This is a genomic window from Nitrobacter sp. CN101 (assembly GCF_055390255.1).
Genome location: NZ_AP038833.1, coordinates 3,484,197 through 3,508,452, shown reverse-complemented (window position 1 = coordinate 3,508,452; position 24,256 = coordinate 3,484,197). Strand labels below are relative to the sequence as shown.

Below are 24,256 nucleotides of genomic sequence, written 5' to 3'. Positions count from 1 at the left end.
GTCGAAACTGCTGACGGTCGGGGTGAAGCTCTCTTCGGTTGCATCCAGCCGTCAGGACGACGATCGGCAACCCGCAGGCGTTCCCCCGCATTGCATGGATTTGGTCGTCAGCGCCGCGCGAGCGACCAGTCCGAACAAATGCCGCAATCTCGTTTGGAGATGGCCGTAAACCAAGTAGGCTCGCCAGCCCACCATGTCTATGAGGCAAGGGGGCATTTCGGATTTTCGTGCTGTTCCGGCAGAGGGAACTTGAAGCCCCGTACTGTTCCTTAAGCAACGTTTGTGACTTTGTTCCTGACACGTGGAAGAAAAGGCTCATCAATGTGCAGGTGGATCGCTTATCGAGGAGAGACTCGGGCTTTCGAACAATACGTCACAGAGCCCGTTCATTCTCTCATCGCTCAAAGTCTGCGCTCGCTTGAGGCCACCGCTCGAACGAACGGAGATGGATTCGGTCTCGGCTGGTACGGTATTCATCCGGAACCCGGTCTCTATCGGGAGACGCGGCCGGCGTGGTCGGACGAAAATCTGCGCTACCTCTGTCGCCATCTGCAGTCTCACATGTTTTTCGCTCATGTCAGGGCGGCGACCTGTACGGCGGTGACGCGGCAGAACTGCCACCCGTTCGTGTGCGGCCAATGGATGTTCATGCACAATGGCTTCATCGGTAGCTGGAACCGGCTCCGGCGGAGGGTAGAAAGTATGATTTCCGACGAGTTCTATCCTTCGCGGCTCGGTACGACCGACTCAGAGGCAGTATTCCTTGCCATGATGGGCGCGGGGCTTGTCGAAGATCCCGTGGGTGCAACGCGCCGGGTAATGTCCGAACTATGCAAGTTGGTGAACGAAGAGGATTACCGCGAGCCTGTGCGCTTTACATCGGCACTGACCAATGGTCACGACCTGTTCGCGTTCAGGTTTGCGGAGAACGATAGTGCCAACTCGTTGTATTACCGGACCGCCGGCGATGGACTTGTTGTCGCATCCGAGCCCCTCGATAGGGAATCCGGATGGGAGGAGGTTCCCACCAATCATGTGTTGATCGGAGCCGCGTCAGGCTCAATCGATATCGTTCCATTTCTCCCATCTGAACTAAGGCAGCTCGGGAAGGAACGCTGGTCGGCTCAAACAGTTGTCGCAGGCGCCGGTAAAGGTAAATAGGGCGCGAGGAGCTCCGACGACAACATATGTGCGGATATTCTGATCTTATCGCGCAACGGTTCGGGACAAAGCACGAGCAAATACAGATCGATGCAAACAAAGCGCTGGACACGCTCCCGCTTGCGTCGCGCCTCTCTGCGGCACTGAAAGTCAGCGGTGGCGGCAAGCACATCCTCAAAAAAATGGCTCGGCGCTATGTGCCGAGCGAGGTCATCGACCGATCGAAGGGGTACTTTCCACTGCCTTCCCTGCGTTACCTGAACGGTCCGTTCCTCGACTTCGTCCGCGATACGATGACATCCGCCAAAGCGAGGGAAAGAGGTTTGTATCGGTACGATTTTATCGATCACATGTTGCAACACCCCGAAGCTGAAATGAGCCCAAAGGACCACTCGCGCTTATGGCAGGCCGCTGTTCTCGAAGCGTGGTTGCAGGCACATGCAGCTTGATCCGAAAATACTCAAAACGCTGCGTCTCAACCTCAGTCGCGACGGCGGTCACCTCATCATCCGATCGGCCGCTGGGCGTAAGGAAGTCAGCGAGTATTCGTTCGGTATCGAGGAGGAATACTTCCTGGCGGACAGAGAAACCTTCGAAGTCGCAATGCAGACGCCCAATGAGCTGTTCGAGGCTGCAAATTGGTCCACAGGCGGCCTGACCACGCGGGAGATGTTGCAGGCTCAGCTCGAAGTCGCCACGAACATCCATGGTGATATCAATGACGCTCGCGAGGAATTGAAGTTTTTGCGTCGCGAGGTTGCGGCCGTTGCATCTCAATATGGATTCATCATCATGGCCTCGGCTACGCACCCGACAGCTTCCTGGCGGCTTTCGCAGCCCAGTCCGAAGGTGCGTTATGAAGAGATGATCGAAGATTTCAAAGCGGTTGGACATCGGAACATGTTGTGCGGGATGCACGTTCACGTGCAATTGCCCGACGCGGACCGGCGGTTCGCGGTGATGCGTGCGATGATCCCCTACCTCCCGATTTTCATTGCACTCTCGACCTCCTCTCCCTTCTGGAATTCGGCCGACACGGGCCTGAAGGGCTATCGACTCGCCGCTTACGACGAGTTACCCCGCAGCGGCCTTCCTGAACTATTCGAGAACAAGCAGGAATTCGAAGAGTACGTCGCTGCCCTCGTCAAATCGGGCGTTATGCCGGACGAAAGCTATGTCTGGTGGGGACTGCGTCCATCTTCACGACACCCGACACTGGAGCTGCGTGCTCCTGACGTGTGCACTTACGTTGACGACGCTGTGGCAATCGCGGCGCTATATCGCTCCCTTGCGCGTTACCTCTACGAGCGGCCCGAGCTGTCAAAACGAGTGACGGGTGTCGATCGTGCGATCGCGGTCGAGAACAAGTGGCGAGCCCAACGTTATGGAATAAGCTGTATGTTTGTGGGAAAAGACGGTCCGGTCGAAATTCACGACGTGCTATCGACGCTGATTGAGCAAATTTCCGAAGATGCGGCGAAGCTTACGTGTCAACGGGAGTTGGAGGACTGCAAGAGAATACTTGAGCGGGGCAGCTCCGCCGATGCCCAGCTACGGATACACCGAGACAACGCACTCAATTTGACTGAGGTTAATCGCTGGATCGCTGAAACGACGACGGCCGGCCAGATGGGAGCGGCGTGCTCGGCGATCGAGAAGGTGGTCATTTAAGGATCTCGGCAAACAGGATCGAAGATGAGCAAACCCCTTGCCGCTTCTTGTTTTCGACCGGCGATCAGTGAGTTATTCGACGAATTCATGGACGGCAGCGCGTCAAGCGTCGAGAAAAAGCGTGCGGCGCGGATCACCTGTCTCTTCTCTTTTACACCAAGGTTTTAGTATGTTGGAGTGACTTAAATTGCTCTGCCTTCCCGAACGCCAAATTCCAGGTAGTGGCAACCCGCACCTATGTCACTCAAATGTGCCAGATCGGCATGCTTCTTCTTGTAAGATTTTGCATTGAACCTGTCCGGTAACGCGCCAAGCGAATATGAACTGAAAAAATTGACTCCTGCATCCAGCAGTTCTTTCTCACGACACAGAGAGATGTCCTGGCCGTGGAAGTATACGTCGGCCAAACTTGTCAGGCGCGTCATACCCTCACGGTGAAGATTTTCGACTTGCTTGCCAGGAATTTTCCATCTGACACTTATTCCGAGCGCATCCAACTCTGATGCGGCATAGCGAGCGAAGTCATAGGCCTCGTCTGAGTAGGGATCCGAGTCGTAGTGCTTCCACAAAGCTATCACGACCTTTCGGATTCCGAACGGGCGACAAAAATCAACCCATTCACGTCGATAGACCTGATAGTATAGCCGGTCCAGAAGAGATCCGTGGCAGTTTGTCAAAAATTGCAAAAAATCGGGAAACTGAAAATCCGGAAACTTCGCGTCGATGATTATCTTTGTGTCTGGTAGAATTTCTAACAGTCGTTCGACCATATCGAACGTAACAGGATTGAATCTTTCGAACACCCGCAGGCGCTGAAATTCATCCTGAGTTATTGATGCGAACTTCTTTTCTACCCCGTAGAATCTCCTTTCAGCTTCGTCGTGAGCCAATGCGAAGCCGTCAGCCAACTTGACGCAATCGAGCTCGATCTGCCTCTCGCCAGACGCGAGCGAAGCAAGGACTGCTTCGATCGAATTCGTTTGTGTATATCCGTCTATCTGGCCTCCGCCGTGGATGATCGTCTTTCCTGCCATCACCAACTGCCTTTGATTACTTCCGCCACGTTTGATTGACTATGAGCGCGCGAGAAGCCTTCATTTACGGCCACGAAGCTGGCAGGCGTAGTATAGAGCCAGATTCGTGAGGCTCTCCGGATTCGTCTCCGGCAAAGCATGTGTTGGACGCGGTGCCCACGATTGAATGATCGCCTGTTGGGGGCGAAGCTTATGGTCGTCCTCGAAAAATTTGATATGGCTCTTCGCGTTGTCGATCCACTCTCTGTTGGTGCGGTCAGTCGGTAGTCCGTTATAAATTATGCCGACAGCTCCTACCAAGTTCTCTGCACGCAAGGCCTCCAGCTGATCATAAAAACGTAGCGCAGCGGCTACCTGTTGTGAGCCGGCGGAAAACGGTACGTCCAACTGCATGAACGAGATACGTGATCCCAGACGTTCGCGAAGCCCGCGAAACCATCGTCGCGTCTCACTTTCCCATTCCGGCTGATATGCGACGCCGCTCGGTTCGATATCTCCGATCATCACCGTCGGGAATTCGTCGCGATAGACCCGAAGCACGGGCATCACGAGATCGATGACCCCCTCTACCGAGAGCCGGCATCCGGGTTTCTTACCGGGAAGCCCTTTGTAATAGCGCCCGAACCAGAGTGGTTCATCCATTGCGACATACGCGATCGAGCCTCCTGCCTTCTTGACTTTTTCTGAAATCAACTTCGCACGGGAGATCGTCGAGTAACCTTCTACCCCAGGTCCCCCACATGCCGGCTTCGCCACCGGGGTGTTCATTACTCCCGCTTCAACCGCGATCGAAATATGACGACTACTGAGATTCTCCACGATCAGGTTCACTTGATCCTGAGGGGCATGTTCGAGATACGAGCCGTAGAGCTTGAAAACGCTTATGACCTGAGCCGTCTTCCGCCAAGGGGCGTCAGATTTGAACATATCCAGAAAATCAACTGCGCGATTGAGGGGAGAGGGAGGGACGGAAGCTTGAGGCGCGATCCAGATCTCGGTTGCTGATAGGATGCCAAAGGCTCCTGAGAACAGCAGTAAGAGAACTGAAATTGTTGAGCGAACGAAAAGCCGCTGCTTTCTCATTTCCGTATCCGACGATCGGGACGGGTCCAAGCACTTGGCCCAGGTTGGAACGCTTAATACTTCTCCAGTTGCGCACGCAGATGATCGATCTTGTTCTTCATCGACGCGATCGTATCGTTATCAATCTTTCGCAAATAGCCTTTAATATCGGTCGTAGAAATATTCGATGTTCGACTCACATAGGTCACGATGCAGCCGGTTTCCGCAGACAGATGATCGAATTTTCCAACCCAATCGTCGCCCATGGCGAATATTCTGACGTCGTGCTTTTGGATATCGCTGCATTTTTGCTCCCATGTCATTTCGGGTATCACCAGATCGACATACTTGCAGCTTGAAAGGATCTCTGCGCGTTCGTTGTAGCGGATTACAGATTTCTTCCCTTTGATATCGTTGAATTCGTCGGTGGAACATCCAACGATCAAGCGGTCTCCAAGGCTTCGCAGGCGCTGCAGCAGGCGAACGTGGCCCACGTGAAACAAATCAAAGGTTCCGTAGGTGATTACGTTGGTCATGTCGAATCACCCCTCTTTGAGTTGAAAGTGGCATCGGTGGCGAGCAGACAATCCTCGTAGATCTTACGAACTGCCGGATCGGAACATTTTACACTATCGATGAATCGCCGCAGGTGAACCGCCCGTTTCGCCTCCTTCTCAGTACTGATCAAAACATCCAATTTTACGCTTGGAAATAAACGTTTCAAATCCAAGACCCAGAAGCTTTGGTCAGCCCCGGTCAGGGTGACTTCGCTAAACCCACCTTCGCAGACCATCTTCGCAATGGTGTCGAAGTTTGCGTCAGCTGACGCTTCAATCCGCTGGCCCGCACCCGGTACAAATTCAGCAAGCCGCGTTCGGCTCAAACTCGGTGGTATGCCTCTTACACTCGTAGACAGTAAAGCATCATAGTCAAATTCGAACTTCTCCCAGTCGGACCCCATCAACTTGAGCGCGACTTTATCGTGGGAATGAACAACGATATTTTTGGCCACGTTCCCGTACTCGTGCCAGATGTCATCCTCGTAGTTGCTAAAGACACGAGCGCGAAAGGAATCCAAGTGGACAAAGGTGCCCGGCCTCACCCATGCTTCGGGAACTTCCTTTGTATGGTACATGCCCCAGTTTGACAGGTTTCTTATAAAGCCCGCTTCATCAACGCTTGTGTAGAATACGTCTATCTGCGCCCATGGCACTACGACCTGTATTCCGTCTGCGAGTTCGATGGAGGCATTACGGGAGTTTGCGTCCTGCTGTAATGCCAGGATGTGGTACCCTCCGCCGGCATAGGGCGCTGCCACCGGCCAGCAAGCGTAGCCGCATTCTCGCAGTAGCGGCAGGATCCTGTCTTCGAAAATCTTAATCTGATCTTCGAAAATGATAACATCCAGATCATCATTCCACGGGGGCATACGACCATTTCGGACGTATCCGACGATTGCGCCAGCGAACAAGAAGTATTCGAGCTTATGGCGTTCGAAGATGCGCAGGACCTGTTTGTAGATCTCCTTGGAACCGTCGGTCAGCTGTTCGTATTTCGCATTGGATATCCCAGCGATCGAAGTTCGGATTGCCGGAAGCGAACTATTGAATAGAGGTGCGGCTAGATTCACGTGTGAACTCGCTTACTCATACTCGCCAGGACGATCTTATGCTTTAGGTGTTGCTGAGAGTCGCAAAGGCCGATGGCTGCGGACATGAACCGGATGCCTTGCTTTCGGTTTGAAACTTGCTCATGGAAAGAAATGATCCGTCCCTCCGTGCCTTAGACCGCCACCGCCTCAGACTGCCGACGATCGTAAACAGTAGGTGAGAATTCCTTCCAAAGGCTCAGGTGAGCGTCCAGCATTTCGTCTTCGCTCCAGGGCTGTTCAATGGATCGGTTTGTTGCGATCCATTGCTGCTCGTTTCCGACCAGATTCGACATGAGACCTGCCAGGGACCGGCCGTCACGTGGCAAGAAAGTAAACCCGTTCTTTTGCGGGATCACTCGTTCCTTCAGACCCGCGATTGCGGAAGCGATGACCGGCCGGCCGAACATCCACGCTTCAGAGACAACGAGACCAAAGATCTCCCACCACGTCGACGGAACGATCACCCAGTCAACCGATGCCATCCTTTCGGCCAACTGATCACGACCATAGGCTCCATTCTCACGCACGGTGATCCTGCCGAACTGGGACTTGCGGAGTTCTTCGACCTGCTGATTGATCCGATCCAGATAGGCACTGGATGCGTAGTGCTTATTGCCGCCATTTATTTCGACGACGATGCCTTGTGCCGGAAGCCGCTGCTCTCTACCAAGCAACAGAAGGGCATCAAATATGACGTCTACGCCCTTGTTGTCGATGAATTGTCCGAAAAAGCCAAAGCGATTGACCTGCCGCGAATGCTGACTGCGGTCGAATGTCGTACCAAGGTTTGTTTGGCCATTTGGTATGACGACGCACTTCTCCTGAGGTAGCCCCCACTCAACGTATCGTTCGGCGATGAACTCGGATGGAAAAACAAAAACGTCACATTCCCCGAGAGCGGCCTTCAGACGAGCGGCTCGCAGCGTCACAAACTCGGGGCGAAGGTCCGGGAAACATTTGTTGCACGAAACAGGAGAGGCCGATCGACAGAGATCGCGTGAGCCTCTCTTCACCATCTGGCCATCCGCCATGCATATCGCCATCATCTCATGGAACGTAAAACAGATGACTGCGTCAGGCGCCGCAATCCTGGCCGCACGAATCGATTCCACGCCGACGCGGTGGTAGTGATGGAAGTGGATGACGTCTGGTTTGATCCGCTCGATCAATTCACGAAAGAACTGGATCGAGCGCCAATCTCCAACTGAAAGGTGGAGGAAATCGTAGTACTGCGGGAAATAAAAGTACTGCCGTTCTTCGCCCTGGACAGGGACGATGGGGGCGCCGGGTTTGCCGTAGATCTGATCGTGATTGGCTTCGAGCGCTGCGATAAAATAGGCATCGTGTCCTCGCTTCAGGCTAGCCTGAAACATCTCGTATGCCACCTGCTGAGCGCCACCCGGCGCTATTGAAGGATGAAGATAGCTAACGTAGACAATTTTCATGGCGTCCGCCTGCTTGTCTTAGCGAGATGCTTGTCGAAGTAAGCGCCATGTTCGGCGGTGAAGAAGTAGCGGTTCGCCATGGAGGCGCCGCGATATTCTTCGCCGCGAGCGCGCGAACCCTGTCCTTCCAAATGCACAAGGCGGATTTGCGGGTGTACGCAAACAGGCCCGTTCGAAGCGTTCCAACGCAGTGATAGGTCGGCGTCTTCGTAGTGGCCATAAATGTAGCGCGTAGAAAATCCTCCAAGCTTTTCAAACATTGGCTTTTCAAAAGCCATTACGGCGCCGGTTATCGCGGGTACAGCCCTGGGCTTCTGCCATTCTGGTTCGGAAAATGGCACGCCCTTGTCAAAATGTTCGACTCGCAGCAGGCGTCCGTATGGTGCCAGCACCGAGTCGTCGGTGCGGTTCAGAGAATTGCGTCGGACGAACTCATCTTTATCGATGAACATGCCTGAATGCATGAGATTGTGATCGTCATAGAACAACAATCCGCCCCAGAGCGTCTTTCCCAGCTTGGTATCCGCCAGAACTTGCTTCATCTGGCGTGCATAAGCGGGGATTGCATATACATCGGGATTGATAATGAAGATGCGGTTGCTTGCGGCGTGATCGATGGCTGCATTGTTTGCGGCGCCAAAGCCTGCGTTATCTCCCAAAGCAATGACAGTGATCATCACGTCATAAAGGTCCGACATGAGGCGCGCGTACCGCAACACCTCGTCCGCGTCCTCGGGCGAGTTGCAGACGTAGATCCATTCGCCGAAATCGATCCCCGCTTCCCGGAATAACATCGGCTGAAGCTTAATCGGCTCGGTCGAGCCAAAGAGCACCGTCACAAATGAGCTTGATACCTTGCGCGGCCTGAATCGCTCAACGTAAGAGTTAGACACGGCGGATGCGACATGAGAGCGAAACAGCTGAATGAGAGCTGTTCCCGAAGCTCCGCATAGAAAGCTATTCAGAGACGCTTGTTTTCCAGAATGAGATTCACAGGTAGCGATGATCTGCAACAACGTATTTAGAAGACGCTTGTCTGACACGATATCTGGAGTAATTTTTGTCTGGAACGTCCCAGTCAGGGAGGCCACCTGAAACAGAAGTGGCTGCTTCAAAAGAGACTTCGAGGGAGACTGACCGAACCCAACAAACCCATAGTCGTAGGCGCCCTCGCGGATGTGTTGCTCGACGTCTTTCCGGGCTTGCCTAAAACATGCGGTTCGCGGTAACTCGACAGTGAAATCGCCCCCGATCAGCTTCATTCGCGGAGTTTCACAGCCTTCATCCGCGAGCCAGCCGATGATTAGGCAGAACCCTGACTCTGAGACCAAGTATCGTTCGACCGAGCATGCCACAGCGCCCGGCTCGCGGCGGATAGTAGAATGCTTGTTCTCGTCGATGCCGAATCGCAGATAGTGATCGAGCGCGCTGGCGGCTTCGCCCGATGTTAACGCGTGGCGCGCGTGTGGATTGGATTCCAGATATCGAGATTCGTCAAAATTGCGAAGAGCTACAGGAAGCAGCGGCGCTTCTAACATGTTCATCCCTCAAAAAGCTTAGCGGGGCGGAGCGGGTAGCGCCAACCCGCGGTAGCCGCGCGTGACGAAGTCGTCGTGCGCGTGTTTCTCCTCTTCATTGAGCTTGCGAACGTGCATGTAGCGGCGGGCGTACCACCGTGCATCTACGCCAGGGTTGGACGGCAGCCTGCCTTCTGCGTATCCGAAGTTTTCGAAGTGCTCCGCAGCGCTGGCTATCTTGCCTTCAAGCATTGCTTGAGCAACGTCGGGATAGGTCTCAAGATACCATTCGCTGTCTACAATCGTCGGAGAACCGAGACGCCCCTCAAGGTATCCTACCGATCTGAAGTGTGCCCACCCCGATGCAAACCGGGTGCTGCTGACAGCGGCCGCGATGTCAGGGTAAGTTGTGAGATACCAATCTTCGTCGAAATCCCAGGAGGAGATGTACAAATCAAGAAGACCGGCCAGCGTCTTCCGAGGGAGCCTGACCTCGTCTGCGTCGGTATTGAACTGATCAGGCAAATCACCAAAGGCGACCCGGGGATGCGGGATATTCACCATTCGAACCCGTCCTCATTGCAATTCCTCAACATGTGCGCCGCGGTGTCCGCGCAGATCACGAAAGCAAATCTCAAGGCTCGACTCCTGATGCGCTTTCCCAATGTTGGTGATGATGAAATTCGGTGTGTTGTTAAACTGCTGTCATCGATAGTTCACACAAGCTGCGTTTCCGTTCACAAAATAGAAGTGCTTTGATTCACAAAATAGAAGTGCTTTGATTACAATCCGAACCTCGATGGACCTCCTCACTGCTACTCATGACGCCTCGCCATCAAAGGTCTCAGGCCGTCAGCCGAGCACAGTGGACAAGGTGAGGCGTGTGGATAAAAGACGCTATCCCTGTCGAGCCGCCGCGGTCCTCGTCCATGTCATGCCGCCGGCGAAGGATATCTTCGCAGCCGGAAAATTCCGGCCACGAAGGCAAGGCCAGCGGGTGCACACCAGCTTTTCCGTGGCATGTGCGATCGTCAGATGTGCTCAGCCTTGCGCTGTGCTTTCGCTGGAATCCAGCAGACGAAATTGATCTTTGCTGAAGCTTCCAAATGTGGCGATGACGATTGATCGGATCGAAGCTTCGGCCTTCAAGAGCATTTCCTCAAATTCTCCCTCGGGGGTGGATTCCGCAACTACTCCGCCTCCCGCACCGATAGAGAACCGTCCATCTGTCAGCACGATGGATCGGATCACGATACTCAGATCAGCAGCGCCATCATCACCCAGCCAGCCGAGTGAGCCAGAATAGATACCTCGGGCGCGCTGCTCCAACTGATCGATGAGCTCAAGAGTGCGGGATTTGGGCGCTCCGGTCATCGATCCGCCCGGAAATGCGCCGCTGCGCAGCACGTCAATGAGCGTATGCTCCGGTTTCAGAACGCCGCGTATCGTACTGACCAGCTGGTGGACGGTCTGATATGTTTCGACGTCAAACAAACTTGGCACCGATACGGTGCCGGTCTCACAACAGCGGGACAGATCGTGACGCAAGAGGTCGACGATCATCCCGTTCTCTGCCCGGTTTTTCTGATCGGTCCGCAGCATTTCGACCAGCTTCTTGTCTTCAATCGGATCGGCGGCGCGCCGGATCGTTCCTTTGATCGGCTTTGCTTCGATGTTGCCGTCTGCATCGACGGCAAGAAATCGCTCAGGCGAGGCGCTCAGGACTGCTCCGCCGGGCCATTTGAGAAACGCAGCAAACGGCGCGGGATTGACGCCTCGCATTGCGCGATAAACTCGCAGTGGCTCAACTGTGGCGGTGCAGGAAAGCTCGCTGGTCAAACAGACCTGATAAGTCTCTCCTTGCGCGATCAAATCGAGACAGCGGGCGACCTTGGAGAGATAGCTCGCTCTTCCATTCTTCATGGCGAACGCGAGCGGACTCCGGTCGATCACGTCAGGGAAATTCAGGGGCGGGCGGTTCGCCGATTCGATCCGCTTAAGTGCGGAACGAATCCAATGCTGCGCGCGGTCGGCTTCCCCGGGGCTATCGATCGCACATATGTAGGTTTTTTCGTCGAGATGATTTACGGCGATGAACCTGTCGGAACGGATCCACAAGGCGTCGGGTGTTGCAGCCCGCCGCGTGGTCGGCGAGCCGCAATCATGTCGCAGCTCGTAACCAAACCACCCGACATGACCGCCGACGAAAGGACATGGCGGCGGCGATTGCGGCCGGCTCGGATGCTCCCTTTGAAGATACTCGAATATATCGACGTTCTCGGTTCGGCGCCCGCGAGCATCGTCGATAAGGATCGTTCGGTCGATGCTGTTATACTGCACCGTTTCCGCATGTGGCCCCGATGCATCTCCCATATACGACCATTGTGACAGCGGCGACCCCGCAAGATTGCTGTCGAGCCAAAAGGCAAAGGGCTGATCGGCAAAGAGCGAACAGAACACCGCTTCGGTGTCAATCGCGCGCGAGATTTCGAGCCAGAATGCTTTGCGAGACGTGGCAGTAGGCACCGTCGTACGCCGCTTGTCCGGCCTTGCGGGCGGTGGCGTTGAGGTTTTTCCCATGAAACGAAAGGAAAGGTCGCGAAAATTTCGTAGCAAGACCCGGCCGTCTTCTGTGAGAAACGATTCCGGATGAAATTGAACGCCCCATTGCGGCCGCCCCCGACGAGCGATGCTCATGACGAGGCCATCTTCGGTCCAAGCAATTTCCTCAAGAGTGGACGGGAGAGGACGCTGGACCACAAAAGAATGATAGCGGGCCGCATTGAACAATGGTGGCATGTCCGCGAAGAGGTCGGACCCCCGGTGCACGATTCTGGATGTGCGGCCGTGGACGAGAGATGGAGCCCGCGCCAACGATGCGCCAGACGCGACGGCAATGCCCTGATGTCCCAAACATACGCCAAGCAAGGGAACGGCGGCCGCTTCGATCGCAGCCTTGGATAAGCCGAAATCCGCCGTCCGGTCGGGCCGCCCCGGGCCTGGCGAGATAATGATATTATCGAATCGTCTTTGCGAGAGTTCGTGCCATGTCATCGCATCGTTGCGGACGACCAGGGGTTCTTCCTGGTTTATCTCTGCGATCAAGTGCACCAGGTTGTAGGTAAACGAATCGTAGTTGTCGATTATCAGCGTCCTCACCACATGACCTCGGCATGCACTGGTTCCCGCACGGAGGGCCGGCGAGGATTGATCGATCCAAAATGATCGCAGGAAGGTTAGAAACGATACATTTATTTTCCGCGAAGTCTCGCCGCTACTGGCGGTGTGCCATACGAACCTCTTATATGCTTATTTTGCTTCCGTCGGGACGATAAACCATATCTCGTCTCGGGAAGATCGATCATGCTTTCGATAGGGCGCCAGGCATCGCGCAAAAACCTTCGAAGGTTTGAAGCTTTGACCTTGCTTTGATGCTCGATATCATAATTCTGCGGGGGGTGGTTCAGATTGGAGAGCGAATTCTATGCCTAAAGACATGATTCTTCATCTGGAGCGCGATCCCTCGCGGGATATCGCCCGTGATTTTGCTGCTTCGGTAGCCGAACTTTTCTCCGCCCATTTGACGGCCGTTATATCTAACTTCGAAGCGAACATTCCCGCGGATGCTCTTGGCGATATATTTGCCGAGAGTGAAGCAGAGGCGCGCGGTGCAATAGAGCGTTTTGAACTGGCTATGAAACGCGGCGAACTCTCAACTGAATCGCGTCTCGTTTTAGGAACACCTCAGACGTTTTCAGAAGTGGCGCGGTGTTTTGATTTAAGTATCGTCATGCAATCCGATGATCACAAGGGCATCAATAACAGCATTCTAATTGAAACGACGCTCTTTGATTCCGGCCGGCCGCTTATTATCGTTCCCAGCAACCAGCGGGAAGTTCTGAAGCTTGAGAAGGTTGTGTGCTGTTGGGATGGAAGTCGCACCGCGGCGCGTGCCATCAACGATGCGTTGCCGTTTCTGAAAAAAGCCAACGCTGTTGAGCTGCTTATTGTTGAAGATGAAAAGACCGCGAATAAGCAGGTACTTCGAGGAACTGAAATCGGCCAGCATCTCGCTCGACACGATATCAAGGTCAACGTGAAAACGATACCGGCAGCCGATAGGGACGTCGCGAATGCCATTTTGTCGTATGTTGCTGGCGGTTCGACGAGCTTGCTCGTGATGGGCGGCTATGGACACTCTCGCCTGCGTGAATTTGTGTTCGGTGGCGTGACGCGCGGAATGCTCTCGGCGATGACCGTTCCCGTTTTCATGTCGCACTAAAGTGGGATCGGATACCTTGAGACTTGCGGTTGGCCCTCAATCACCAGTCCGCTAAACTGGCTTTAATCCTGCGGCGCGAAGGCTTGCCTGCAGGATGTGATTGAGGACCTCCCGTTAACAAGCTTATGCAAAAAAGGGGCACCCTGCGGGGTGCCCCTTGCATTTGCGATGGTCCATTTTCGAATGGTCATTCAATCCGCCCAATTCTCGTCCTGCGCTCGTACGCCGAAGTGACTTCTCGTCTGCAGTCGCAATCTAAAATGCGTCTAGTTGTGTCGAGCAGGAGCAATTCCGAATCGTGAATCTGCACGCGCACCAAAGTGGAAGTAGTAGAAGGCCTCTCACAACTTTTGATAGTTTCTAGTTCCCGATCCTTTCGTCAGAATCATTTCTCATGTTACGAGCCCGCTGGGGTTCGGATTGCTTAGCGAATAGGGGGACGGGGACCATGCGAGAGCTCTCAGCCAAGACGATCGTGAGCATAGCGTCGCTGGGGGCGGTGAGCTATTTCGTCGTCTCTGTGGATTCGTCCGGCGTCATTCAAGCCGCGCGCGCGCAGCAGTCCAACTTGCCGCCTGTGACGATTGTCGCACCCAAGCCGAAAGCACAACAGTCGGCCAAGCGGTCACGAACCCGAACAGCCAGTCCCGTCCAGAGACGGGTGGCCGCCACCCGCGCCGCGCGAGACGGCGCCTGTCCCTTACGTGGTGCCTTCAACTGGTACGGTCGGCACCGTGCCGCCCGTCTACGCCGGTGGCCAGGTTGCAACAGGCGCAAGCCTTGGAATGCTCGGCAACCGCAGCGTGATGGACACGCCGTTCAATCAGACGAGCTATACTGCTGAACTCATGGAGAATCAGCAAGCGCGGACGATTCGCGATGTGCTGGCTAACGATCCTTCGGTCAGGGCTATTCAACCGGCCGGCGGCGGCGCCGATGGTCTTTTTATCCGCGGCTTTTACTATGACAGCGGCGATTACGGCCTGAACGGACTCTTCGGAATCGCACCATACTACTCCACGAGGGCCAACTTCGTCGAGCGCGTCTGGCCTGCCCCTATGAGGTGGTCCGGTTTCAGTCTTAATGCATAATCGGCTTTTCGGCCATTGCTTGCGCTGCTGGCGGAAGCGATCCGGCTGGCTTTGAAGGCCAGGCGATGGCCTCTGGCGCCGGCGGTTTATATCCGAGCGATGAGTGTGGTCGCTCGGTGTTGTAGTAGCGCCGCCATGCCTCGATGATGACCTTGGCCTCGGCGAGGCTGTAGAAGATCTCACTGTTGAGCAGTTCGTCGCGAAGCTTCGAGTTGAAGCTCTCGCAGTAGCCGTTCTCCCAAGGGCTTCCGGGCTCGATGAACGCGGTCTTGGCGCCGACAGCTGCAATCCACTCTCGCACTGCCTTGGCGATGAACTCCGGCCCGTTATCAGAACGAACGTGGCCGGGCACGCCGCGTAGGATGAACAGGTCCGACAAGACGTCGATGACGTCGGTCGAGTTGAGCTTGCGATCAATCCGGATCGCCAGACATTCTCTGGTGAACTCGTCGATGATGTTGAGCATGCGGAACTTCCTGCCATTGTGGGTCCGGCCCTCGACGAAGTCATAGGACCAAACATGGTTTGGATGCTCGGGCCGAAGCCGGACGCACGATCCGTCATTCAGCCAGAGTCTGCCTCTCTTCGGTTGTTTCTGAGGAACCTTCAGCCCCTCCCGCCGCCAGATACGCTCGACACGCTTGGCATTCACCGTCCAACCCTCGGACCGCAGCATCGCCGTGATCCTGCGATAGCCATAGCGGCCGTAGCGTAAGGCCAGACTGATGATGTCGGTCGTCAATGCCTCTTCATCCGGTCGGCTTTGCGGCTTCTTGCGCTGGGTCGAGCGATGCTGGCCCAGAACCTTGCAGGCAAAGCGCTCCGAGACGGAGAACTTCACCATGACATGGTCGACGCAGCGGCGACGGCGGGAAGGGCTCAGAAGTTTCCCGAGGCAGCCTCTTTCAGGATCAGCTTCTCGAGCGTCAGGTCCGACACTGCCTTGCGCAGCCGGTCGTTCTCTTTCTCAAGCTCTTTCAAGCGCTTTACCTGATCGCCCTTCAGGCCACCAAACTCCTTGCGCCACCGGTAATACGTGAACTGCGTCACGCCGATCGAACGAACCGCTTCGCCAACCGATCTGCCTTGTGAAAGCAAAACATCGACCTGGCGCAGCTTCGCGACGATCTCTTCCGCCTTGTGCTTCTTCTGGGGCATTCCAATGTCCTCTCTAACGGCTAATAGCCTAATTCAGGGAGGACCACTTTTCAGGGGGCAGACCACTTCGGCTTGATACGAGAATCGACGCCACAGGGCGTCTGTTCAACGATCTTAGAATGGCTGGTAGCCACGCCGCAGACTACACTGGGATTATTTCGATTCCCGAGTCCGAGGCCGATGCGATTGTTGCGTTTGCGCAGCAAATCAAGCGTATGAACTGGGCCGATCTTGTTCTCGATAATTTCTGCGGTTCGGATGTTCGGTTCAGCAAACTCGTTCCTGCTTCTCTCAATCAAAGTTCACAATCAGTCAGACGGATCGCGTCAACAAGACGGATCAGGTCGACAACTCGATTTGTCCATATGTGGACTTGCCGGAAGACTGGGACGCGTATCTTGAAACCATCAGCTCCAACACGCGGCAGAAGTTGCGCCGCTTGTTGCGTGCGGCCGATACCAATAGCGAATATCGCATTACTCACGCGACCAAGGAAACGGTGGCGGCCGACCTGAATACGCTTCTTCGTTTTTCGGAAACCAAATGGCGACCCAGAAAAGGCAAGCTTACGGATAGTCTTGTCCGTGGGCATCGTGGCATGCTTTCGCGCAGCTTTGAACGCGGGCTACTCTTGCTGCCTAGGCTTTGGCTTGGCGAGCGTCCCCTTGCCGCTCTCGCGATCCTGATGGACGAGCAAAAAAAATCGCTTCTGTTTTACATAACAGGACGAGACGAAAGTTTTGCAGGTCCGCAGCCTGGGCTTATCCTGCACGGCCATAGCATTCGCTATGCCATTTCCTGTGGAATGAAGCGTTACGATTTTCTTCGTGGAAACGAACGCTACAAATATTCATTCGGCGTCAAGGAGCAACGGCTTCATTGCTACGTTGTCGCGACGCGAAGCGGCTCCAATCTGGGCGGGAGACTTGATGTGCGGACTCTCCCAGACGCATTGAAGAAAGCGACAGATCTTCATCAAGAAGGCAAGATCGATCAAGCAACACGCGCATATCGTCAAATTCTGGAGACCGATCCGCGAAACGAAAACACGCTCCATCGTTACGGTCAGCTTCTTGCAGGAAAGAGCGATCACGTAGCGGCAAAACGTGTGTTCAAGCTTCTCACCCGGATGAGAACTGATACCTACAAGCCGTGGCTTTTGCTTGGGCAATCCTGCGAAGCCATGGGTCAATACCTCGACGCCGCCAATGCGTATCGTGAGGTGATTCGGCTACAACCGGGCGTGCCGGACATTTTCAGCAAGCTGGCGAACGTCTTGTTCAAGGCTGGACGTATTGAAGACGCGCGCAAAGCACTCATGACCAGTTACGGAGTCGGTGTTGCAGGCGGTGAGGGTGATGCGTCGTTCAGAGTTCACTGACTCATGGTGAATGATATCCACCTGTGTGCCGATGGACGCTACTGCGCGAACCAACCGTCACGTGCGTTCACACACGCTCAACAGAAATCATAAGCAAAGATCATAAACAGTGCACGTGCTGTGCCTGGGCGACTTCCGCGAGGCGGTTCCGACTACATAACCCGGAACCGTCTCGCGCCTTGCCGTGCGGGAAGAGGGCCTATGGTCCTCTTGCCGGATCGGTGTGGAAGCCGACGCCGACCGCACCCTTGCGGATCGGATAGTTGTGAGAGACCGGATCGAGCTGCGGGAACAGAGCATCAACCGCCGTCTCACGCTCCATCGGTGGAACCACAAAGCGTTCCTCGAAGGTCGGCATCGAGGTGAGCCGCCAGATCGCCTCGACCTCCGCCGCGGTGGTCTTGCCTTCCGCCAGCGCCCGCTGCACCTCCTCGTCCGGAATGTCCTTGACCTTCCTCGAACGCATGTAGACGCGCACCGCCACCAGCTTCTTGTAGACGCCGCGGATGATGTCCTCATTACCGCCCGCCAGCAAGCTCGCCATATAGCGGAGCGATACGCGTGATCGTTCGAGCGAGCTCATCAACGGTCCCAGCCGCGCTTCGTGAGCAATGTTGTCGTACACGCCGTTCTCCACCTTGGCCAGAACCGGCCCCAGCGGCGGCACATAGAACAGCATCGGCAACGTGCGGAACTCCGGATGCAGCGGCAGCGCGATACCCCACTTCTTGACGAACTGGTAGACCGGCGACTGTTGTGCCGCAGTGATCTTCGCACTGGGAATCCCGTTGGCCCTTGCAGCCGCGATGATCTCCGGATCAAACGGATCCTTGATGATGTTGCGCTGTGCCATCACCAGCTGATCCTGCGGCGACTTAGCCGTCTCTTCGATCGCGTCCGCATCGTAAAGCACGAGGCCGATATACCGGATGCGTCCCACGCAGGAGTGGAAGCACGCCGGCGGCTGGCCGCTCTCCAGACGCGGATAGCACAGGATGCACTTCTCGGCCTTGCCCGTCGACCAGTTGAAATAGGTCTTCTTGTAGGGGCAGCCGGACACGCACATACGCCAAGCTCGGCAGCGCTCCTGGCTGACCAGCACAACGCCGTCCTCGCCGCGCTTGTAGAGCGCGCCTTGCGGACACGCCGCAACGCAGCCCGGATTGAGGCAGTGATTGCAGATGCGCGGCAGATAGAAAAAGACCGTGCTGTTGATCTCGTTGATCTGACGCATCTCCTCATCGGAGGCGGCGTCAAGGTTCGGATCGTTGTTCGCGTAGACCTGCGAACCGCCGAGGTCGTCGTCCCAGTTCGGTCCCGCCTCGATCGTGTCCATGTACTTGCCGGTCACCATCGAAATCGCCCGCGCAGTCGGCTGCTCGTCAGCCAAAGGTGCGCTGATCAGGTTCTGGTAATCGTAGGTCCAGGGCTCGAAATAATCGTCGAGCGTCGGCAGATAGGGGTTGTAGAAGATGTTGGTCAGCGTTCCCCACTTGCCCTGCAGCCGCAGCCGAAGGCTCTTCTGCCTCTGACCGTCAACCACCCAGCCGCCGCGATACTTGGTCTGGTCTTCCCAACGTGTCGGGTAACCCGTACCCGGCTTGGTCTCCACGTTGTTCCAGTACATGTACTCGGTGCCCTTGCGATCGGTCCAAATGTTCTTGCACGCGATGCTGCAGGTATGGCAACCGATGCACTTGTCCAAGTGAAAGACCATCGAAACTTGAGCTCGGATGTCCATGTCTGTACTCCTTCGGTCCTATGGCTCGTTCTCGTTGTCCCCCAGCGTTATCGGTTTGTATCGGTTTGTGCTTACTGGCTTTGGATCGTGCTTGTGGTTCTTATTCCGTGCTTGCGTGTCTCGTCTTCGCGACTGCTAGTGCGAAACTCCTAGTGGGGCGTATCTCGCCGCGAGATGCGTCCCTATTCCCGGCCCCTATATTCCCGTATGGCCAGCAGGGCGACGGGCTTGCTCTTGCGTTGTTGTTGCCGCGCGAACGACGATCGCTTCGCTGCAGTCTCCTGCAATTCCTCGCTACATGAATATCTTCGGGGCGCAGGCTCACCACGAAGACTTCGTCCGCGCCTCAGTCCGGCTACTTGACGTGGACTAAGCAGAAGACAGCTAAGCAGCAGACTTAACTTTGGTCTTCATGTCCGACATCGGATTTGCGAGTTTCTGCGGTAACGTCACCACGGGCATGCTGCTATGGAGGCCCGCTTCAGGCAATTCCGCAAGATCAGGCTTACGAGCAGTCGCACGCCGGAGTGCTTGCGCCAACACGAGCTGGAGATTGATAGCCGTGCTGCGGAAAGCGTCCCATAACGTCGCCATGCCCTGGTTGGGCACCAGGATCGACGTCACTCCAAACTCCTGCGGCGCCCGGTTCAAAACGAGACGGGTCATATGCGAGGGGACAACAGGTCTGGCGTGAGCATGCTCATGGTCGTTGTCGCTGCGCGGTGAGACGGCCGGCAGTTGTAGGACCGTGGCGGTTTGACCGGCTATCAGGCGGTCGATCTTTACAACCTGCCCGTTGGGGAATTCCAGGGCGTCATGTTGAACGTACGGATCATCCAAGTCGACCTGTCGAAAGCTGGCGACCTTGTAGTTCACGCGGACCTTGCCAAAAATTCTCACGCCCAAAACTTTAGGACTGAAAGCGCGATCATGTTCGACGGCAGCGTCAAAAGCGAGTTCCGTTCCGGGAAGTAGGCAGACCGCTACCTGAGGCGCGTCATCGTGAACAACAAGCTTGGTTCCGAGTTCGCCAACGGCGGCAAAGCCACGCGCCTTTGATCGCGCAAGCTCCATTGTAACCAGCTTGTCAGCTACTTGGGCAGGCCGCGATGAGACGTGATGCAGGCTGTAATCGCACATGAAAGGCTCCTCAAATTCGCATCACACATTTGCGGCCTTAACATCGACGACACATTATAGTTCCTGCACTTTCTCGCGCAGTCACCATCAATGCCAATCAATTTTCCGGCATGGACCAAATCGATCCTGGGACGATGCGGATTGAAAGCGGAACCTGCGGTCGGATATGGACGAACACCATCACGGGCAGATGCTGGAACCGACCGCGGACCATGCTGCAGCGCGCTTGCAGCGAACCGTACAGATCGTCCGGACGCGTCTCGGCCACGCGCAAAGGAGGAAACGGAAAAAACGTTCCTCGAGACCTGCCCTTTCGTCACGAGACTCGGGTACGTGTGACATCGCCCAAACTTGGCAAGTATTGGGCGATGCACAAGCAAGGAACTCCGTCGAGGCCGATTATGAAAGACCTCGCCCGGGTATACAGAACGAAACGCTGGCCCGGCGCGCTTGAAAGCGGAGATTATCCGTTCAACGGACGCTGGGGATTACAGTTGCTCTGCGACCTGATTGAGCAGCTTCTTGGCTTCTTGACGGGCGAGTTTTTCATACTGGAGAAAGTTGATTCTTTCGCCGTTCTCGAGAAGAACCTCGAGGTGCACGGTCTGTCTGATGTCGGTTTCGGTATCCACGACCTCGATTAACAGTCTGCCCCACAGCTTCCCCAAAGGGGCGTGATCGTCCAAGGCAAACTTCGTGTCGTCCAGCTTGATCGGCATCCCAGTCCTCATCTTGATTTGAAGGCTCAAATAATAGGTCTCGAGGACTCTCCGAATAGCTCGGTACTGTGCTGTGATGCAACTGGGGAATCCGGGTTGCGAGGATAGCCTGAATATGCGATGGGCAGGATAGTCCGTCCGCCGCCGTTTTGTGGTGCGCCTTGCGGTGGCTTTAAGTCCTCCCGCCTTCCGTGTTGACTTGCAAGACCGGCCTGAAACCGGCTTGATCGCCGGCTGCCCCATATCCAGATCAGGTGTAACGTGGGTGGCGGTTGATGATACCAGCCAATGTTTCGAATCCGAAGTTTGCTACGGAAGGCTGTGCCGTGAGGCGAGTTTCGGATTTGAAAGGATGCGTACCCCGGATAGAGTTTCGGGACGATACCAGGAGTAGCAGGGAGAGGGACGGGTATGACGGTTTCCACGGAACGCGCGGTCCTTGCCGGCGGCTGCTTCTGGGGTATGCAGGCTTTGTTGCGGCGGTATCCCGGCGTGATTTCGACCCGGGTCGGCTACACTGGTGGCGACGTGCCGAATGCCACATATCGCAACCACGGCGATCATGCCGAGGCTATCGAAATAAACTTCGATCCGAAAGCGATCAGCTATCGGCAGCTGCTGGAGTTCTTTTTCCAGATTCATGATCCCAGCACGGAGGATCGTCAGGGTTACGATCAGGGCGCGAGCTACCGTTCGGCCATCTTCTACACGAGCGACGAGCAGAAGCGGATCGCGGAAGAAACCATCGCCGATGTCGATGCGTCCGGTCTTTGGCCTGGCTATGTTGTCACCGAGGTTGAGCCGGCCGGACCGTTCTGGGAAGCCGAGGCCGAGCATCAGGATTATCTGGAGCGTTTTCCGAACGGCTACACCTGCCATTTCATCCGGCCGAACTGGAAGCTGCCGCGCAGGCAGGAGACAGGTCAGGCTATGGCCGGCGGAGACCGCTGAGGGTGAAAACGTTCGGCTTGCGGCGGTCTCATGCGGCGGTGGCGTCCAGCGCCACGAGCCGCTCGGCTTCGGCAAGATCGTCGGTGGTATTGATATTGAAGAACGGATCGAACGGCGCGGTCGGCCATGAAACCGCGGCAAGCCGGTAGCGTGCGGTCCAGCGATCGACCTTTCTGACGCCTTCGGATGTCAGCGCCTGACGCAGTTCGTCGCGCAGCCTCACATTCCACAGTCCGATCACCGGATGCGCCCGCTCGTCCGAAACGGCGACCGCAAGTTCGGCATCCTGTTCGCCCCGCGCGTTATGTAGCCGAGCCACCAGATCGCGTGGCAGGAATGGGCAATCGCCCGGGGTGCTCACGATCCATTGGATGCCCGATCGCTGCCCCGCTGCCCAGTCGAGAGCGGCAAGGATTCCGGCAAGCGGCCCGGGAAAATCCGCCACGCTATCGGCGACCACTGGCAGGCCGAACGCCGCAAACCGAGCGGGATTGCCATTGGCGTTGAGGATGAGACCGCAGCATTGGGGTGCTAATCGCGCGATGACGCGGTTCAGGATGGTCTGTCCGCCGATTTCGCGCATCGGCTTGTCGCCGCCCCCGATGCGCCGCGCAAGCCCGCCGGCGAGAATGACAGCGGGAGTCGGCGGAAAATCTAAGGGAGAGGCTGCGTCGGTACTGGTCATGGGACATCCGGTGCGCATGACAATAGGACGTGATCAGCCGGAACACACCCCCCGAATCGGAACAGGATTGGAGCCAATGTAAGACGGACGTGCAGTCCCCCGGTTGACGGTCGCATCGGGATTCGCCATGTTTGCCCCATGCTGATATCGAAACTCGATCTGACCGGGCTGAAGTGCCCGATGCCGGCGCTCAAAACCCGTAAGGCGTTGAAATCGTTGACGCCTGGTGAACGGCTGGAGGTGCATTGCACTGACCCGCTGTCGGTGATCGATATTCCGAACCTGATCCGGGAGACCGGCGATTCCGTGGAAATCACCGAACGTGCGGAAAGACGGATCGTTTTCCTCATCAAAAAAGCGGGAGCGTCCTCCTCGCTGGAGGACCGCTTCGGATCGTTGTCGCTGCGGTCCTTGTGCCCCTATACTAAGTGACGGCCATTCGGTCGCCTAGCCCACAGCCGACGGGCCATACGGTTCGGCCCGCGACGAACATTGGCAAAGATCTATTGGCGCCCGTCGCTCCCGCGCACCCGACGGATCATCTGTTCGACATGCGGGATGGGCGTTTCCGGTTGAATGCCGTGGCCGAGGTTGAAAATCAGCCGACCAGCGGCAAAATTCGTCAGTACGTCATCGACCGCGCGATCGAGCGCCGCACCACCGGCGATCAGCGCCAACGGATCGAGATTGCCCTGAACGGCGACGCGGCTTTGGACCTTGTCCCGGATCAATGACGGCTCTGCGGCCCAGTCGATGCTGACAGCGTCGACGCCGGTCGTCTCGATATAGGATGGCAATAGGGCGCCTGCGCCGCGGGGAAATCCGATAATTTTTGCGTCCGGAACTTGCTTGCGTACCCCTGCGACAATTCGTTTGGTGGGTTCGATCGACCAGCGCGCGAATTCGCGCGGCGGCAGCACCCCCGCCCAGGTGTCGAAAATTTGCAGCGCATCCGCGCCGGCGTTGAGTTGGCCGAGCAGATAGCGGATCGAGTTATCGACGATGGCGTCGATGATTTTTGCGAAGATGTCGGGGTGGCGATAGGCCATCATCCTAGCCGGCGCCTGATCGGACGTGCCCTGTCCGGCGACCATGTAGGTCGCGACCGTCCACGGTGCGCCACAGAAACCGATCAGCGCTGTTTTTGAATCGAGCTCGCGCTTGACGCGCCGCAACGCCTCGAACACCGGCTCTAGTTTCGTCATGTCGGCTTCGCGCGAAAGCGCTGCGACCTTGTCCGGCGTATCCAGCGGATCGAGCCGTGGGCCTTCGCCCACCTCGAAGCGCACCGAGCGCCCGAGCGCGTAGGGAATGACGAGAATGTCGGAGAAGATGATCGCCGCGTCGAATGCGAAGCGGCGGATTGGCTGCAACGTCACTTCGGCCGCGAATTCCGGCGTGAAGCAGAGATCGAGAAAGCCGCCGGCTTTCGCGCGCAGCTCGCGATATTCCGGCAGGTAGCGGCCCGCCTGCCGCATCATCCAGATCGGCGGCACGGCCTGACGGCGGCCCGAAAGCACTTCGAGAAATGGCTTGATGGTCGAATTCTGGTTCAAGGCGCGTTCCG

General features: G+C 56.2%; 21 protein-coding genes and 1 pseudogene. 8 read left to right on the top strand and 14 right to left on the bottom strand.

The features are described from left to right. Positions 1-321 precede the first annotated feature (321 nt). The 3 genes from ACZ5IL_RS17585 to ACZ5IL_RS17575 are packed head-to-tail and all read left to right on the top strand — an operon-like array spanning position 322 to position 2,832. Entirely contained in the window at positions 322-1,161 is an 840-nt protein-coding gene (locus tag ACZ5IL_RS17585) for a class II glutamine amidotransferase (protein ID WP_464593481.1), read from the top strand. Between the two features lie 26 nt (positions 1,162-1,187). After that, positions 1,188-1,610: an asparagine synthase-related protein gene (locus ACZ5IL_RS17580; protein WP_464593479.1), complete on the top strand. Its 423-nt coding sequence runs from the start codon at positions 1,188-1,190 to the stop codon at positions 1,608-1,610. Then, a complete protein-coding gene (locus ACZ5IL_RS17575; protein WP_464593477.1) occupies positions 1,600-2,832 on the top strand; it encodes a carboxylate-amine ligase in 1,233 nt (410 codons plus the stop codon). Before ACZ5IL_RS17580 ends, ACZ5IL_RS17575 begins: the two co-directional genes overlap by 11 nt. Positions 2,833-3,014: 182 nt before the next feature. On the opposite strand, the gene ACZ5IL_RS17570 is transcribed toward ACZ5IL_RS17575, so the two are convergent. The 8 genes from ACZ5IL_RS17570 to pabB all read right to left on the bottom strand — a co-directional run bounded on the left by ACZ5IL_RS17570 (position 3,015) and on the right by pabB (position 12,700). After that, a complete protein-coding gene (locus ACZ5IL_RS17570; protein WP_464593475.1) occupies positions 3,015-3,866 on the bottom strand; it encodes a PI-PLC domain-containing protein in 852 nt (283 codons plus the stop codon). 60 nt (positions 3,867-3,926) lie between these two features. Then, positions 3,927-4,949, bottom strand: a complete 1,023-nt coding sequence (locus ACZ5IL_RS17565) for a hypothetical protein (protein ID WP_464593473.1) — start codon at positions 4,947-4,949, stop codon at positions 3,927-3,929. A 53-nt stretch (positions 4,950-5,002) separates the two neighbouring features. Next, the gene (locus tag ACZ5IL_RS17560) at positions 5,003-5,464 is read right to left on the bottom strand and encodes an adenylyltransferase/cytidyltransferase family protein (protein WP_464593471.1); all 462 of its coding nucleotides are present in this window, start codon (positions 5,462-5,464) and stop codon (positions 5,003-5,005) included. Continuing rightward, positions 5,461-6,558, bottom strand: coding sequence for a LicD family protein (locus ACZ5IL_RS17555; RefSeq protein WP_464593469.1), 1,098 nt, complete (start codon positions 6,556-6,558; stop codon positions 5,461-5,463). Before ACZ5IL_RS17555 ends, ACZ5IL_RS17560 begins: the two co-directional genes overlap by 4 nt. 152 nt (positions 6,559-6,710) lie before the next feature. Then, a complete protein-coding gene (locus ACZ5IL_RS17550) occupies positions 6,711-8,024 on the bottom strand; it encodes a glycosyltransferase (RefSeq protein ID WP_464593467.1) in 1,314 nt (437 codons plus the stop codon). Further along, entirely contained in the window at positions 8,021-9,562 is a 1,542-nt protein-coding gene (locus ACZ5IL_RS17545) for a glycosyltransferase family 2 protein (protein WP_464593463.1), read from the bottom strand. Before ACZ5IL_RS17545 ends, ACZ5IL_RS17550 begins: the two co-directional genes overlap by 4 nt. An 18-nt stretch (positions 9,563-9,580) precedes the next feature. Then, complete coding sequence (locus ACZ5IL_RS17540) at positions 9,581-10,105, bottom strand: hypothetical protein (protein ID WP_425908603.1); 525 nt, start codon at positions 10,103-10,105, stop codon at positions 9,581-9,583. Positions 10,106-10,582: 477 nt separating this feature from the next. Beyond that, complete coding sequence (gene pabB, locus ACZ5IL_RS17535; RefSeq protein WP_464593461.1) at positions 10,583-12,700, bottom strand: aminodeoxychorismate synthase component I; 2,118 nt, start codon at positions 12,698-12,700, stop codon at positions 10,583-10,585. Positions 12,701-13,025: 325 nt separating this feature from the next. On the opposite strand from pabB, the gene ACZ5IL_RS17530 reads away from it, so the two are divergent. Together ACZ5IL_RS17530 and ACZ5IL_RS17525 are read left to right on the top strand one after the other, a co-directional pair. Next, a complete protein-coding gene (locus ACZ5IL_RS17530; RefSeq protein WP_464593459.1) occupies positions 13,026-13,823 on the top strand; it encodes a universal stress protein in 798 nt (265 codons plus the stop codon). Positions 13,824-14,271: 448 nt separating this feature from the next. After that, positions 14,272-14,869: pseudogene (locus tag ACZ5IL_RS17525) on the top strand (TonB-dependent receptor plug domain-containing protein); the annotation flags it as partial. Positions 14,870-14,903: 34 nt separating this feature from the next. Here the strand turns inward: ACZ5IL_RS17525 and ACZ5IL_RS17520 are convergent. Beyond that, positions 14,904-16,072, bottom strand: a protein-coding gene (locus tag ACZ5IL_RS17520) for an IS3 family transposase (RefSeq protein ID WP_464592339.1) whose coding sequence is annotated in 2 segments (ribosomal slippage) — positions 14,904-15,808 and positions 15,808-16,072 — 1,170 coding nt in all. Because the reading frame shifts where the segments join, the coding sequence is not laid out codon by codon here. Between the two features lie 367 nt (positions 16,073-16,439). Here ACZ5IL_RS17520 and ACZ5IL_RS17515 point away from each other — a divergent pair. Beyond that, positions 16,440-17,453 carry a GNAT family N-acetyltransferase gene (locus tag ACZ5IL_RS17515; RefSeq protein ID WP_464593457.1) on the top strand — a complete coding sequence of 338 codons (1,014 nt, stop codon included), beginning with the start codon at positions 16,440-16,442 and terminating at the stop codon, positions 17,451-17,453. 199 nt (positions 17,454-17,652) lie between these two features. On the opposite strand, the gene narH is transcribed toward ACZ5IL_RS17515, so the two are convergent. From narH to ACZ5IL_RS17500, 3 genes are all read right to left on the bottom strand, one after another. Continuing rightward, positions 17,653-19,194 (bottom strand): nitrate reductase subunit beta, encoded by a 1,542-nt coding sequence (narH, locus tag ACZ5IL_RS17510; protein WP_464593455.1) that lies wholly within the window; start codon positions 19,192-19,194, stop codon positions 17,653-17,655. A 384-nt stretch (positions 19,195-19,578) separates the two neighbouring features. Beyond that, a complete protein-coding gene (locus ACZ5IL_RS17505) occupies positions 19,579-20,334 on the bottom strand; it encodes a hypothetical protein (protein ID WP_464593453.1) in 756 nt (251 codons plus the stop codon). A gap of 488 nt (positions 20,335-20,822) precedes the next feature. After that, positions 20,823-21,053, bottom strand: coding sequence for a hypothetical protein (locus ACZ5IL_RS17500; RefSeq protein WP_464593451.1), 231 nt, complete (start codon positions 21,051-21,053; stop codon positions 20,823-20,825). Positions 21,054-21,464: 411 nt separating this feature from the next. Here ACZ5IL_RS17500 and msrA point away from each other — a divergent pair, with 411 nt between their 5' ends. Further along, complete coding sequence (gene msrA / locus ACZ5IL_RS17495) at positions 21,465-22,004, top strand: peptide-methionine (S)-S-oxide reductase MsrA (RefSeq protein ID WP_464593449.1); 540 nt, start codon at positions 21,465-21,467, stop codon at positions 22,002-22,004. A gap of 28 nt (positions 22,005-22,032) precedes the next feature. Here the strand turns inward: msrA and mobA are convergent, their stop codons facing one another. Beyond that, the gene (mobA, locus tag ACZ5IL_RS17490; protein ID WP_464593447.1) at positions 22,033-22,689 is read right to left on the bottom strand and encodes a molybdenum cofactor guanylyltransferase MobA; all 657 of its coding nucleotides are present in this window, start codon (positions 22,687-22,689) and stop codon (positions 22,033-22,035) included. Between the two features lie 138 nt (positions 22,690-22,827). Here mobA and ACZ5IL_RS17485 point away from each other — a divergent pair, with 138 nt between their 5' ends. Continuing rightward, positions 22,828-23,121: a sulfurtransferase TusA family protein gene (locus tag ACZ5IL_RS17485; RefSeq protein ID WP_009799148.1), complete on the top strand. Its 294-nt coding sequence runs from the start codon at positions 22,828-22,830 to the stop codon at positions 23,119-23,121. Positions 23,122-23,192: 71 nt separating this feature from the next. On the opposite strand, the gene hemE is transcribed toward ACZ5IL_RS17485, so the two are convergent. Next, a complete protein-coding gene (gene hemE, locus ACZ5IL_RS17480) occupies positions 23,193-24,245 on the bottom strand; it encodes a uroporphyrinogen decarboxylase (protein ID WP_464593444.1) in 1,053 nt (350 codons plus the stop codon). Positions 24,246-24,256 lie beyond the last annotated feature (11 nt).